The 14584-nt window shown below is 43.7% G+C and carries 14 protein-coding genes; all 14 read left to right on the top strand.

The annotated features are described in order from the left end of the window. Window positions 1–106: 106 nt before the first annotated feature. The 14 genes from ACTB1O_RS07770 to ACTB1O_RS07705 all read left to right on the top strand — a co-directional run bounded on the left by ACTB1O_RS07770 (window position 107) and on the right by ACTB1O_RS07705 (window position 14422). Window positions 107–2368 carry a type II/IV secretion system ATPase subunit gene (locus ACTB1O_RS07770; RefSeq protein ID WP_462994567.1) on the top strand — a complete coding sequence of 754 codons (2262 nt, stop codon included), beginning with the start codon at window positions 107–109 and terminating at the stop codon, window positions 2366–2368. After that, complete coding sequence (locus ACTB1O_RS07765; RefSeq protein ID WP_462994566.1) at window positions 2365–4299, top strand: type II secretion system F family protein; 1935 nt, start codon at window positions 2365–2367, stop codon at window positions 4297–4299. Before ACTB1O_RS07770 ends, ACTB1O_RS07765 begins: the two co-directional genes overlap by 4 nt. A gap of 292 nt (window positions 4300–4591) precedes the next feature. Continuing rightward, entirely contained in the window at window positions 4592–5167 is a 576-nt protein-coding gene (locus ACTB1O_RS07760; protein ID WP_462994565.1) for an archaellin/type IV pilin N-terminal domain-containing protein, read from the top strand. Window positions 5168–5298: 131 nt separating this feature from the next. Beyond that, a complete protein-coding gene (locus tag ACTB1O_RS07755; RefSeq protein WP_462994564.1) occupies window positions 5299–5451 on the top strand; it encodes a hypothetical protein in 153 nt (50 codons plus the stop codon). Beyond that, window positions 5448–5915 (top strand): hypothetical protein, encoded by a 468-nt coding sequence (locus ACTB1O_RS07750; protein WP_462994563.1) that lies wholly within the window; start codon window positions 5448–5450, stop codon window positions 5913–5915. The genes ACTB1O_RS07755 and ACTB1O_RS07750 overlap by 4 nt, the downstream gene beginning before the upstream one ends. Before the next feature lie 206 nt (window positions 5916–6121). Beyond that, window positions 6122–6445, top strand: coding sequence for an ATPase (locus ACTB1O_RS07745; RefSeq protein WP_462994562.1), 324 nt, complete (start codon window positions 6122–6124; stop codon window positions 6443–6445). Beyond that, on the top strand, window positions 6438–8414 hold the full coding sequence (locus tag ACTB1O_RS07740; protein ID WP_462994561.1) for a V-type ATP synthase subunit I: 1977 nt from the start codon (window positions 6438–6440) through the stop codon (window positions 8412–8414). Before ACTB1O_RS07745 ends, ACTB1O_RS07740 begins: the two co-directional genes overlap by 8 nt. A gap of 4 nt (window positions 8415–8418) precedes the next feature. Next, window positions 8419–8670 (top strand): ATPase, encoded by a 252-nt coding sequence (locus tag ACTB1O_RS07735; protein WP_462994560.1) that lies wholly within the window; start codon window positions 8419–8421, stop codon window positions 8668–8670. Window positions 8671–8700: 30 nt separating this feature from the next. Next, complete coding sequence (locus tag ACTB1O_RS07730) at window positions 8701–9279, top strand: V-type ATP synthase subunit E family protein (RefSeq protein ID WP_462994559.1); 579 nt, start codon at window positions 8701–8703, stop codon at window positions 9277–9279. 12 nt (window positions 9280–9291) lie between these two features. Beyond that, window positions 9292–10350, top strand: a complete 1059-nt coding sequence (locus ACTB1O_RS07725) for a V-type ATP synthase subunit C (protein ID WP_462994558.1) — start codon at window positions 9292–9294, stop codon at window positions 10348–10350. 3 nt (window positions 10351–10353) lie between these two features. Further along, window positions 10354–10656, top strand: a complete 303-nt coding sequence (locus ACTB1O_RS07720) for a V-type ATP synthase subunit F (protein ID WP_462994557.1) — start codon at window positions 10354–10356, stop codon at window positions 10654–10656. After that, window positions 10647–12395: an ATP synthase subunit A gene (locus tag ACTB1O_RS07715; RefSeq protein WP_462994556.1), complete on the top strand. Its 1749-nt coding sequence runs from the start codon at window positions 10647–10649 to the stop codon at window positions 12393–12395. Before ACTB1O_RS07720 ends, ACTB1O_RS07715 begins: the two co-directional genes overlap by 10 nt. Window positions 12396–12400: 5 nt before the next feature. Then, window positions 12401–13780, top strand: a complete 1380-nt coding sequence (locus ACTB1O_RS07710; protein WP_462994555.1) for a V-type ATP synthase subunit B — start codon at window positions 12401–12403, stop codon at window positions 13778–13780. Window positions 13781–13789: 9 nt separating this feature from the next. Further along, window positions 13790–14422, top strand: a complete 633-nt coding sequence (locus ACTB1O_RS07705; protein WP_462994554.1) for a V-type ATP synthase subunit D — start codon at window positions 13790–13792, stop codon at window positions 14420–14422. The last annotated feature ends 162 nt before the right edge of the window (window positions 14423–14584 follow it).

Raw genomic sequence — 14584 nt, 5'->3', positions numbered from 1 at the left:
TTCCAAAAGATAATTATGCCTCTGGTATATTATATTAGATTATAACTGCCTTTTAATAGATAATATAATAAAAAGGCGACAGGAAATATTCTGGTGGTATAATTTTATGGATTTTTTTAGCAGGGGAAAAAAATCAGGAGACAAAAAAGGCTCTGATGAGATTGATTTGGACGAGCTTCTAAATTTGTCGGCTGAAAAAAAAGAGACATTATCACAGGGTGGGGCAGACGGTCTGCCTGATAAGTTTACTTCAAATGCGGCACTTTTTCCCGAAGGTACAATAAAAAAAGCCATTCCGGATGATAAGTCTTCAGAGAAGGATACCCCTGAGGAAACCCCTGAGGAAACCCCTGAGGAAAAACCTGAGGAAAAACCTGAGGAAAAACCTGAGGAAAAACCTGAGGAAAAACCTGAGGAAAAACCTGAGGAAAAACCTGAGGAAAAACCTGAAATTTCAGGTCAGGAGGGGGAGAAAAATGATGAGGCTTCATCATCATTATTATCCGGTGCCACAGGGTCTGATGATATGCCACTTTCTATTCTGGACAGAATTAGGGGCAAAACTGATCCGGATGATAAAGAAGAATTGCAGAGTGTTGAGTCACTTGTCTCTGAAGTCGAAGATAAAGAGCTTCTAAATAAACCCGAACAGAGTGATTTAATCCCTGAAGAAAGTCCTTCGCTGTCTGCTGACGAAATTTTGGATAAACCAGATGAAATTGCAGTAGTCACCGAAAATGAACTCAGCGGCATAAAAAAGACGGACTCGGGTTTACTGGTAAGATCCTCTGAAAAGAAGTCTCTTTTTGGATTTCTTAAAAAAGTAATCAATCATGTCGAGGTTTATGACTTTGAAAAACACGGTCCTCTTGTTGAACCGCAGGTTCCGGAAGGCTACTCTCCTGTAGATGAATACTGGGTTTTAAAGGGCAGATCAAAGGTTCTCATAGTCAATGACGATGACACACATCTCAACGAATATATGCTTTTTGAGCCTCATCTCTCTGAATTTGAGTATGAACTTTTAGAAAGGCTCTTTGAGGATATGAGGGATGTTTTAATTCTCACTGATGAGGAGATAAAGCATGATAAATCATATATCATCCTCCAGAAAATGGCAGATCTCATAAAGGAATATAAGATAAAACCTGAAGAATCCTCTCTTTTTAAGATTCAGTATTACCTGATGAGAAATTTCCTCGGCTGGTCAAAGCTTGATCCCCTGATGAATGACCCGTATCTTGAGGATATATCCTGCGACGGCTCTGAAATACCTGTATTTTTATATCACAGAAATTACCGCAATATCAAGACAAATGTCTCCTTTACAGAGGATGTTTTATATTCTCTTGCAATATCTCTTGCACAGAGATCAGGAAAACACATTTCAATATCGCAGCCAATGCTTGACGCAACCCTTCCTGACGGTTCCCGTCTTCAGTTAACACTTGGTAAAGAGGTTACAAGCAGGGGGACATCCTTTACAATAAGAAAATTCAGGGAGGAGCCCTTCACACCTGTTGAACTTATGGAGTACGGCACCTTCAGTGCGGAACAGCTCGTATTCTTCTGGCTTGCAATTGAGAACAACAAGAGTCTTTTATTTGTCGGAGGAACCGCAAGTGGCAAGACATCCTCATTAAATGCTGTTTCACTGTTTGTTCCCCCGCTTGCCAAGGTCGTAAGCATTGAAGATACAAGGGAGATTACACTTTTCCACGACAACTGGATCGCAAGCGTTACAAGGGAGTCTGTTGTTGAGTCAACCAGCTCAAAGATTGATATGTTTGATCTTCTAAAGGCGGCGATGAGACAGAGGCCGGAATACATCATTGTGGGAGAAGTAAGGGGTGCTGAGGCCCAGACTCTCTTCCAGGCGATGAACACCGGGCATACCACATTCTCAACTCTCCACGCAAACAATGTCGATGCCGCAATTCACCGTCTTGAGAATGCGCCGTTAAATGTCCCGAGGAACATGGTGCAGGCACTTGATATCTTAAGTGTCCAGGCCCTCGTATATCGCGGACAGGAGAGGGTTCGCCGCTCGATGGAGATTGTTGAGATTGCAGGAATTGATCCGGGAACAGGAAATCTCAGGGTAAACAATGTATTCGAGTATGACCCGATATCCGAGGTCCATGCTTACAGCGGCAGATCCGATGTATACAGAAGTATAATGGAAAAAAGAGGCTGGAGTGCCGAGGAGATGGGTATTGAGGTGCAGCGCCGCCTTGATATTCTTGATGCACTGCATAAGCAGAATATTCGTGATTATGTCAGTGTCACGAGAATTATACAGACATATTCCATCAATCCTGACAAGGTAATGTCAAAAATAGATGATCTAAAACAGGTCTTTTCATGATAATCGACAGGTATGTTAAATGGAGACTTCGTAAAAATCCCAATGGCTATATGGAACTCAGTTCAGATCTGATATCGTCCAGAATGGGAATGACTACCTACAAGTACGTCTATTTTACGCTGTTGCTCTCTGTTATTATGGGATTTTTCCTGGGAGTCATAGCATATCTGGCATCATCCCTGCTTTTCCTGCCGCAGTTCTCGATTCAGATCTATAATGTCTTTAACATTCCGTTTCCAGTATACGATACGTCCGTACTTACAAGGACAATACTTGGATTGATCTCTTTTGCTTTATTTTTCCTTTTAGGCACTGTTTTCTCGTATACAATTGCCCTTAAGTATCCGGGAATGAAGAAGTCCGCACGTGGAACCAAGATAAACCTCTCACTTCATAATGTGGTCTCATATATGTATGCAATGAGAAGGGGTGGTGCGGAGTTAATGGAAATATTCCACTCAATATCGGATAACGCTGATATTTACGGTGAGGTCGCACTTGAGTTCCGGCAGGTTGTAAGGGATGCTGATTACTTCGGATTTGATCTTGTATCAGCCTTAAGAAACCTGAGTTACACTACTCCTTCTGAAAAATTCAAGGATTTTTTAGAGGATCTTTTATCTGTAATAGGCAGCGGCGGGAACATATCCGCATATCTTGAGGGGCGTGTCCGTCTCTACCAGGAGGAAGCGCGGTTTGAGCAGAAGCAGTTTTTATCAGTCCTTGAACTTGTTGCAGAGAGTTATGTGACCCTCTTTGTTGCAGGACCGCTGTTTTTAATCATCATCATGGTTGTGATGGGCATGGTGGGTAAGTCTGCTGTAGTTGAGCTGACAGCTGTTACATATGTCCTGCTGCCAATTGGTGCAATAATCTTCATGCTCTTTATTGATTTGATCTCCATAAAAGACGAAGAAATTGAGAGACTTGTGAGGGTTACCGAATTAAACCAGTTTGCGGATGTAACTGTTAAAAAAAGTAGCGGTGATGTGGAGAACTTCGCAATACTTGACACTTATGACAGAAGAAGGTCTTTTAAGGAGTTTTTGAAAAATCCTCTTGAATGGTTTATAAATGATGCAAATCGTTCCCTGATTTTATCAGTCCCCCTTGCCGCCATCTATCTGATACTGGTATACATTTACACTCCGTCTTATGTAGACCCTGAAATAACATATGCAGTAATTGACGATCATGTTGTTATTGCAGCCCTTATTGTAATAATTCCATATGGTATATTCATTGAACTCTGGAGGAAGAAGGCCCGTGATATAGAGGCGGGAACGCCTGATTTCCTTGATCGCCTAAGTGGTATAAACAGGGTCGGAATGACGCTTGCAGGCGCAATCGGTCTTTTGGTTCGTGCAAATCTCGGTGTCATATCATATGAGATAAGAAGGATTAAAAGAGATATCGACTGGGGTGCAAGTGTTTCGGATGCCCTCGTTCGTTTTGAAAAGAGAATAAATACAGCGGCTATTGCACGTACTGTTACTCTTATTACAAAGGCGAGTGAGATGAGCGGGGATATCGGTGAGGTGATCAGCATTGCATCCAGTGACGCAAGAATGAACCAGATCCTAAAACGGGAGAGATCCGGGGAGATGTTCATCTATACGGTGATAATTTACCTTGCATACATGGTTTTCATATTCGTGGTTGCGGTTCTGGATGTAAACTTTTTGTCAATCCTTGAGAGCATGGCCACAACCGGGACAGGCAGTGATCTCGGAGGGGGAGCTGCATTTTCGCAGGCCGGGCAGATGCCTGTGGATGTATTCCGCCGTCTTCTCTATCATACATGTCTGATTCAGGCTTTATTCTCAGGCCTTATTGCAGGACAGATGGGAGAGGGATCTATTAAGGCGGGTGTAAAGCATGTCGCGTTAATGCTCATAATAGGCCTTGTAATATTCAATGTCGCGATATAAGTGAAATAAGAAAAGAATTTGCGGATTATTTTTGCTTATTTTTTTTGCTTTTTTAATATTAAAGCAGACTTGTAATTTCCCCGTGATAACCAAAATTTGATCAATCATCAAAAAGTTTGAAGATTTATGATTTGATCACTTATTTTGCATGAAACATTAGTTTCATAAATGTTTTTGAAATATTTTTTCCTTATTAACAGAACTCTACAAAAATGTCTATATACACTGTCTTATTTATAGTAAAATAACAATCTATTTAGATTAAATAATATCATCTGTGGGGAACCCTGTTTTGAAGAACAATTCTGAAGGATTTACCGGTCTTGAGGCGGCAATTGTTCTGATTGCATTTGTAGTGGTAGCTTCGGTCTTCTCTTTTGCAATACTTGGTGCGGGTTTTTTTACGACACAAAAGACAGAGCAGGTTTTACATAAATCAGTAACTGCAACAGGTTCGACACCTGAACTTATCGGGAATGTATATGGATTAAAAGGAGTTTCCGGAATAGACTCCGTTCGGTTTTCCCTGGATCTTTCTCCCGGCGGAAGTATAATTGACTTTAATCAGATGGTGGTGGTATGGAGTACAAGTGATGTTGTCAGCATCTATGAACCAAATGATCCTCTTTATGACACAACAATAGATGAGGGTCACTGGGGAATTATTGATATTAAGCCCTCCACCTCCACAGGTGACACTTTTCTGGAACCGGGTGAGATATTTACAGTATTAATCCATCTGGATTCAGCAGAGGAGCTTCTCGAAGGAGAAAAGTTTTCAATGGAGATGAAGGCGCCGTCATCCAGTGTATTTATACTGTCCAGAAGAGCCCCGTATCAGATTGACACAGTCAATGTCCTCAGCTAAAGTCTCTTTTTTGTCTGATCTATTTAAAATGGAAAAAAGAGCATAAAATTTTGTTTTCTGCCGGTTCAAACCGATTTTTTCAAAACAATAATATGCAATGATGCACATCTTTTGATATAGGTTATATTCATATGTGTTCAGGAGTAGGTCCGATGGACGTTGAGCTTGAAGAGCGTCTCAAAGGAAAAAAATACAGATGTAATGACTGTGGCACAACTTTTGAAGCTGTCGGAAGACATCCGATGTGCCCGTCGTGTCAGTCTGAAAATGTGACTGTTATATGAAAATCCCCGTTGGTAAGGATTATCTTTTAATCCGGGGAAAAAACTCATTTTTGCTTATCGGAATTGCACAGGAAAAATTCACTCTTTTTATTGAGACAAAAGACAAAGAGCTCTGCCAGACTGTCAGGAAAGGGGATATGATTGCCATATCGGCACCTGAAGGCGGGGAGATAAGGCACGCGGGAATGCTTTTAGAGCTTATAAAAACCTACCATCAACCTGTTTTGGTTCTTCCAAAAGGTCATCCGGGCACAAATAGACTTGGGATGGTGGTATCAGCCGGTCCTGAAATTGTTCCGAGATGTGACATTTCAAGGGGGACGCATCCTGAACAGAATGTGATATGTGTATCAGATGAGCTCTCGGGAATCAGACTTTCTTCGTGTGAGCAAGGTATTTTTATTGATGCGGACGAAAATTGCGTTTTTGAATATTCTCTTATAGGGCAGGATCGCATTTTTTAAAAAAAACAGACCTTTTTTTATTATTGTTAAATGTTTTAAATTGGGATATTCCTTATAAAAAAGTGTTATTCATCAATTTTTGGAAAAAACAGGAGTTTGAATGTTTGCAGGAGCCATGTGATCCTGAATTTCTCAGACATAAAATGAGAAGCATTAATAGACATCTTTTCACATAACTTAAGGTATTGCCGTGAGAGGAGGGTTGGATGAAGACTGAGGTTCTCAAGAGCATCAAAGATTCAGAAGAAGATTACAAGAAAACGATCAGTACAGCTTTGGATGAAAAAAAGCGCACTATAGCTAACGCCGAAGTTGAGGCTGGCAATCTTATTGTGAAAGCACAAAAAGATGCTGAAGAGTACAAGAACAAGCGTATCGCAGACGCACGATCTGAAGCAGAAATTAAGTATGCACAGGTTGTAAAGGACGGCGAACAGCGTGCTGAGGCTCTTAATAAGAGTGCAGCAGGAAACCTTGACAAAGCAGTAAATCTGCTTGTAGAACAGTTCAAGGTGAAGCTAAATGTTTAAAGTCCAGAGGATGAGCAAACTGCTCATCGCCGCGTCAAAAGATCAGCTTGAACCGATTGTACGTGAGTTGTACAGATACAATGTCTTCCATATAGAGGACTTTGTAGAACAGGATGCAGAAGGATATGAAGGATTTAAGATCGGAAAACCGATCGCAGGTGCTTCAAAGACTTCAACAGATCTGTTAAGGATTCGTTCCATTTCAAACATAATCGGCCTTAGTGCCGATTCTGTTGAAAAAGGGGCAATGCAGAGCTCAGGCTATTTAAGCAGGACTATCGAGGATGAACTCCCGATAATTGAGGAAGAGACCTCACGTCTTGTAAACGAGAAGAACAATCTCGAATCCAAAGTTCGTGAATGCGAACAGAAGATTGCAGAGCTTGAGCCTTTTGTATCATTTCCTGACGATCTGTCACTTTTATCCGGATACGATGGTTTTTCCGTAATTGCAGGACACATCCCGCAGGATGTCATACTGCCTGTCGAATGTGAAAAGTATTTCACTGCAGACGTGCCCGGAAACCTTCTCGTAGCCGTTGTGTCTAAAGACAATCAGACAGAAGCCGAAAATTTCCTTGCGGATTCGGGATTTCAGTCTGTTGCCGTTCCCAAAGAGAGCGGAGATGCAAAAAGCAGCATCGAGTCGTACACTCATGAGAAAACCCGTCTCGAAACAGAGACTGGTAAGATTGCAGAGCAGATTACTGCTCAGAAATCTAAGCACGCATCTTTCCTTGTGGCATGCGATGAGCTGCTCACAGCTGATGTGGAACGTGCGGAAGTACCGCTTAGATTTGCTACAACAGAACAGACATTTGTCGCAGAGGGATGGATTCCGTCTGATAAGGCAGAGAGTCTGAAAGCAGATCTCGAAAAGGTTACAGGCGGCAAAGTGTTTGTAAACGAAGAAGAGATCGACTATGATAAGGATATTGTGCCTATTGAGTATGACAATCCTGATTTCTCAAAGCCCGCAGAGGCTTTGATGGATATCTATTCAAGGCCGCAGTATACAGAATTTGACCCGACATTGCTCGTTGCAATAGTCTTCCCGATATTCTTTGGTTTTATACTCGGAGATATCGCGTATGGTCTTATACTGCTCATTGCAAGCTTTGGCCTGCGTAAACTTGTCAAAGACAGTGTTGCAGGAAACCAGCTTTTAGACGTTTTAAGAAACGCAAGTATAATGAGCATCATTTTTGGTTTCTTATATAGTGAATTCCTTGGTTTTGCGTGTCCGTGGAACCCGTTAATCATGAGCCGTCACTTCAGTATCGGAGCGGCACATGGCGGGGGTCATGGTCCTGAAGCAATTATTCTGCTTATCGTCACGGCATGGATAGGAATATTGCATATCACGCTTGGAAGGGCAATTCACATGAGAAATGCTCACGTTCAGTTACACCCCGGCAAACACCGCAGTAAAGTTATCTTTGCCCAGCTTGGCTGGATTGTGGTTATGTGGGGTATTCTGGTTCTGATCTGGACAATCGCTGCAATTCCGCTTATGCCGGATTTGACAGCAGCACCAATAATCGCAGGGTTTAATCTCTTTGCTTTCATCGGGGCATTAATGATTGTTGCCGGAACAATCGGAATCGGCCGCGAATCCGCACTTGAATTAATGGAACTTCCGACAATTATCAGTCACGTCTTATCATACACGCGTCTGGCAGCAGTCGGTCTTTCATCGGTTGCAATTGCGGCGGTTACAAACTTCATATCAATCGGTATGATAATTGAACCGGCAATGGCCAATTTCGAAATATTAAGTATAGTAATGATAGTCGTCGGAATCGTTGTATTCCTGATTGGACACATCTTAAACCTCGCTCTTGGTCTTTTAGGCGGTGGACTGCACTCTATTCGTTTGCACTATGTAGAGTTCTTCACCAAATTCTATCAGGGCGGAGGAAAAAAATACGAACCATTTGGAATTATAAGAAAATTTACGGAGGAATAATAATATGGCAGTTGAAACTATGACAATTGAAATCGCAGAAGCATCCGCAGTAGGATTCAAGGCAATTGGTGCAGGTCTCGCAGTAGGTCTTGCAGGTATGGGAACAGGTCTCGCACAGCTTGGTATCGGCGGTGCAGCAGTAGGAGCAACAGCAGAGAACAAGGAAATGTTCGGTCTTGCACTTCTCTTTACTGTTATCCCTGAAACAGTCGTTATCTTTGGTCTTGTAGTCGCACTTCTTCTCCTCTTTACATAAATTAAGGGAATTTAAGGAGTAGATTTGACAATGGCATTGGATGCTGTAGTCGGTGAAATAAGAGATAAAGCGCAAAAAGAAGCCGCAGCCATAAATGCAGAGGCAAAGGCAGAGTCTGATAAGATTCTGTCCGAGGCAAACTCTAAGGTTGTTGCAATCAAAACCGCAGCAGAAGAGGAATCAAACCGCCAGTCCGCCCAGATTGTTATCAGGGAGACTGCAGCGGCAAATCTTGCAGTCAAGCGTCAGGTATTAAATGTGGAAAAAGATCTTTTAGATGAGGTCCGCTCCGCAATTAACAAATCCATCGACGAACTGCCTGAGGATTTCCACAAGAAAGCTGTAAGAGAGCTCTGCAAGACAGCGGCAAAAGAGCTTGGAGAAGGTGTATTCTACTGCAATGCAAGAGATAAGGCAGCAGTTGAAGCATCTCTATCCGAGCTTAAGACTTTATCCGGATTTACACTGGCTGGAACTAAAGATATCTCCGGTGGCGTCGTTGCCGAGAGTAAGGACGGGCAGCTTCAGCTGGATTACAGCTACGGCTCCACTCTTACCGAAGTCTGGGAAACCGGACTCAGAGACGCATCAGAGGCTTTGTTTAAGTAGAGGGATGCAAATATGGCTGCAGTGAATACTACAGGCCCTGCTCCCTACATATACGCCTGCACACGTATGCGTGTCCGGAAGGCAGCTCTCCTTCCACGTGAGGAGTATATGCGCATGCTTAACATGGAGCTCCCGGAGATAACACGTTTCATAGAGGAAACAAGGTATAAAACAGAGATTGATGAGCTTGCCTCATCTTTTTCCGGAATTGACCTGATGGAGATAGCACTCTCCTGGAATCTTGCAAAAGAGTACCAGAAGATAATCGGACTTGTCCCCGGACACTTAAAGGGCTTTACAAAAAGTTACCTTTTAAGGTGGGATATCCAGAATGTGCTTACAATCCTCAGAGGCAAAACGCAGGGAGTTTCCGGCGGCAAGATCAAGGAGATTTTGATTCCGGCAGGGAGTCTTGATAAAATCATCCTTGACAAGCTTGTTGCCGAAGATTCAACAGACAGGATAATAGACGGCTTAAAAGGCCACATGCTCTACAATGTGTTTGAGCGTGAGACTGCTCCTGCTCTTGAATCCGGCTCGTTTGCGCACATGGAAAATGAACTCTACAAGGCATATTACGCGACTCTCATAAAAGAGTCCAAAAGCGGTGTCAAAGGAGGCTATGCCTTCTTAAAATATGTCAGACTTGACATAGACACAAAGAACCTTGAGACTGTATTCCGTGTAAAAGGCGAATCTGACAGTGATTCCATTCGCGAACTCATGATTGAGGGCGGAAGTTTCACAACAGATGAGCTTGTCCGCTTTGCAGGAACAGATAACATCGGTGAGATGATTGAGGCAATCAGCAAGAAGCTGAACTCGGATTCATTTGATGTTGTTTTTGAAGCTGTAAAGGAAGGAAAGTCAGCACAGGAGATAGAAATCGGTCTGATAAAAGCGAAGATGGCAGAGATGGACAGGGTTTCAAAGCTCTATCCGTTGTCAGTCGCACCGATTCTTCTGTATCTTGAATTAAAGCAGTATGAGGTTTCAAACCTTCGTGCTGTGGCACGCGGAAAGGAATCAAATCTTCCTTCCGAGAGCATAGCGGCCTGTATGGTGGTGTGAGTAATGGAGATAGCAGTTATTGGAAACAGTGAGTTCATACTCGGGTTCCGCCTTGCAGGAATTCAGAAGACCTACTCCGCAGACAGCGATGAATCGCTTCTCGAGCAGGTTAACAGGGTTCTTGGCGACAAAGAGGTAGGAATCGTTGTGCTCAAGGGAGAAGATATGCAGAAACTGCCTTTCAGGCTTCGCACCACTCTTTCGGAGTCTGTAAAACCGACCGTAATCGCCATTGGCGGCGAAGAGGGCGGTCTTTCCATGAGAGAGAGAATTAAGAGATCAGTGGGTGTTGATCTGTGGAAGTAAAAGGAAAATCAAAAGGAATTCTAAAGCGGATTTCCGGGCCGGTCGTTACCGCAATTAATTTTGATGCACATATGTATGATGTGGTCAGGGTTGGTAATGAACAGCTGATGGGTGAGGTTATCAAAATTGATGGTGATAACGTCATTATTCAGGTGTACGAGGCAACCGATGGTATCCGCCCAGGTGAACCGGTTGAAAACACCGGTCTCTCCCTGGCAGTTGAGCTTGGACCTGGTCTTCTGACAAGTATCTATGACGGTATTCAGAGACCTCTTGAGGTGCTTGTCGAAAAGATGGGCAATTTCATTGAACGTGGTGTTAACGCACCCGGTCTTGACCATGAGAAGAAGTGGGAGTTAAAACCGCTCATTAAAAAGGGCGATGAGGCTTACCCCGGTGCAATTATCGGAGAGGTTCAGGAGACAAACATTGTCACAAAAATTATGGTTCCTCCAAACTTCAAGGGCGGCAAGGTAAAAGAGATAAAAGCAGGAAGCTTCACAGTTGATGAGGTTGTCTGTGTCCTTGACTCCGGCGAAGAAGTAACCATGATGCAGAAGTGGCCTGTCCGTGTCCCGAGACCTGTCACCGAGAAGAAGAATCCGGACATTCCGCTGATCACAGGTCAGCGTATCTTAGACGGTCTCTTCCCGATTGCAAAGGGCGGTACAGCTGCAATTCCCGGTCCTTTCGGATCAGGAAAGACAGTTACACAGCAGGCTCTTGCAAAATGGTCTGATGCAGAGATAGTTGTCTACATCGGATGCGGTGAGCGTGGAAACGAGATGACCGAGGTTCTAACCGAATTCCCGTTCCTCGAGGACCCAAAGACCGGAAAGCCTCTAATGGAGAGGACGATTCTTATCGCAAACACCTCAAACATGCCTGTTGCGGCACGTGAGGCATCTGTTTACACCGGAATCACAATTGCGGAATACTTCCGTGATATGGGATACGATGTATCACTGATGGCTGACTCCACATCACGCTGGGCTGAGGCAATGCGTGAGATTTCATCCCGTCTTGAAGAGATGCCAGGTGAGGAAGGTTACCCTGCATATCTCTCGGCACGTCTTTCAGAGTTCTATGAGCGTGCAGGACGTGTTGAGGCACTTAACGGCAACATGGGTTCAATCACTGTTATCGGTGCGGTTTCCCCGCCCGGTGGTGACTTCTCAGAGCCTGTTACGCAGAATACACTTCGTATTGTAAAGTGTTTCTGGGCACTTGACGCAAAGCTTTCACAGCGCCGTCACTTCCCTGCGATCAACTGGTTAAATTCATACTCGCTTTATCTTGACACTCTTGCGGATTACTACAATGAGAATGTTTCACCTGAGTTCAATCCTCTGAGAGGATGGGCAATGGAAGTTCTTCAGAAAGAGTCCGAGTTACAGGAGATTGTTCAGCTTGTAGGTTCAGATGCACTTCCGGAAGAAGAGCAGGTAACAATTGAGGTTGCACGTATGCTTCGTGAGTTCTTCTTACAGCAGAATGCATTTGACCCTGTTGACACCTACTGTTCGATGGAGAAGCAGTTTGACATGTTAAAGGCAATCAAAAAATACGCCGAGCTTGCATATGCAGCTCAGAAAGGCGGTTCATCAATTGCCGAGATTGTTGCTGTCAAATCCAAGAATGAGCTTGCACAGATCAAATACATCGAGGACTACAAGCCTGAGATGGAGAAGCTCTATAAGGATATGGATGCTGAATTCGCAAAGATTAAGGAGGCCTGATTCCGATGAAAGAATATCGCACAATAAACAAGATTCAGGGACCTCTCGTTTTTGTCGAGAAGACCGAGCCTGTCGGATACAATGAACTTGTAAACATTGTTCAGTCAGACGGCAGGGTAAAACGTGGTCAGGTTCTTGATACATCAGACGATCTTGTCTGTGTTCAGGTCTTTGAGTCAACAGCAGGTATCGGTAAAGATGCCGGTGTCCGCTTTACTGGCGAGACCATCAAGATGCCTGTCGGTCACGATATGCTCGGACGTATCCTGTCCGGTGCAGGAAAGCCAAAGGACGGCGGACCTGACATCGTTCCGGAGAAGAGGATTGACATCAATGGTGCTGCTATTAATCCGTATGCACGTGCATCCCCTTCAGAGTTTATCCAGACCGGTATCTCAACAATAGATGCGACAAACACACTTGTCCGTGGTCAGAAGCTTCCAATCTTCTCTGGTGCAGGTTTACCTCACAATGAGATTGCGCTTCAGATTGCACGTCAGGCAAAGGTTCCCGGCTCAACCGAGGAATTTGCTGTCGTATTCGCTGCAATGGGTATCACTAAGGAAGAAGAAAACCAGTTTATGGCTGACTTCGAGCGTACAGGTGCTTTAGAGCACGCTGTTGTGTTTTTGAACTTAGCTGATGACCCTGCTGTAGAGCGTATCATCACACCGCGTCTTGCACTTACAACCGCAGAGTATCTTGCATTTGAGCTTGGATACCATGTGCTTGTAATTCTGACTGATATGACAAACTACTGTGAGGCTCTTCGTCAGATTGGTGCTGCCCGTGAGGAAGTGCCGGGAAGACGTGGATATCCGGGTTACATGTATACTGATCTTGCATCACTCTATGAGCGTGCAGGTATCATCAAGGGCAACAAGGGATCTGTTACCCAGTTATCAATCCTGACAATGCCCGGTGACGATATTACTCACCCGATTCCTGATCTTTCAGGATACATCACAGAAGGACAGATTGTTGTCAACCGTGATCTTCACAGAAAGGGTATCTACCCGCCGATTAACGTTATGCCATCACTCTCACGTCTGATGAACCTCGGTATCGGTGAAGGAAAGACCCGTGACGATCACAAGAAAGTGTCTGATCAGATGTATGCAGGATATGCGGAAGGTGTAGATCTCCGTGGTCTTGTAGCAATCGTCGGAAAGGATGCTTTATCAGAGCGTGATCAGAAATTCCTGGAATTTGCTGATCTCTTTGAGACAAGGTTCGTCCGCCAGGGACATGATGAGGACCGCTCAATTGCAGACTCACTTGATCTTGGATGGGAGCTTTTAGCAAGTCTTCCGGAAGAGCAGCTTACACGTATCGACCGCGATCTGATCAAGAAGTATCACCCGAACTACAGAAAGAAGGAGTGATCTGGGAAGATGGCGCTTAAAGATGTAAAACCAACACGTTCGGAATTAATTGATCTTAAAAAGAAGATTAAGCTCTCCGAACGCGGTTATAACATCCTCAAGATGAAGCGCGACGGACTTATCCTTGAATTTTTCAAGGTGCTCGAAGACGCTAAAAAGAGCCGTGGTGCTCTTGTCGAGGGCTATGACCGTGCAACCGGCGTGATTGCGGTTGCAAACACGGTTGAGGGTTCAATCAGGGTTAAGGCAGCTGCAATGGCTGTTCAGGAAAACCCGCAGATCACTTTAAAGGAGAAAAATATCATGGGCGTTGTTGTTCCTGATATCGAGTCTTCTTCTGTAAAAAAGACTGTAACAGAACGCGGATATGGTGTTTTAGGTTCGTCTGCCGTAATTGATGAGACTGCAACAAGTTTTGAGGAGCTTGTTGAGGCGATAATTGAGGCAGCGGAGATTGAAACCACCATGAAGCGTCTTTTAGATGAGATTGAATCCACTAAACGCCGTGTAAATGCTCTGGAGTTTAAGGTTATACCTGAACTCTGTGAGGCACGTGACTTCATTAAAATGAGGCTTGATGAGATGGAACGTGACGAAATCGTCCGTCTCAAAAAGATCCGGGCCAAAACCCAGGCCAAATAATTTTTTTTGATTTTTAGTTATCAATAAATTTGATTATTCTTAATCAATAAGATCATCATCCAATGGTATATTCATCAGTATTTCATCTTTTAAATCATCAGGAATTTCTGAAAAATAGTTTTTTTCCATGTTAATGTAGAAATAATCAGGTAAGTTATATTC

Source organism: Methanomicrobium sp. (assembly GCF_055145805.1).
This window is presented reverse-complemented; position numbering and strand designations above follow the sequence as displayed.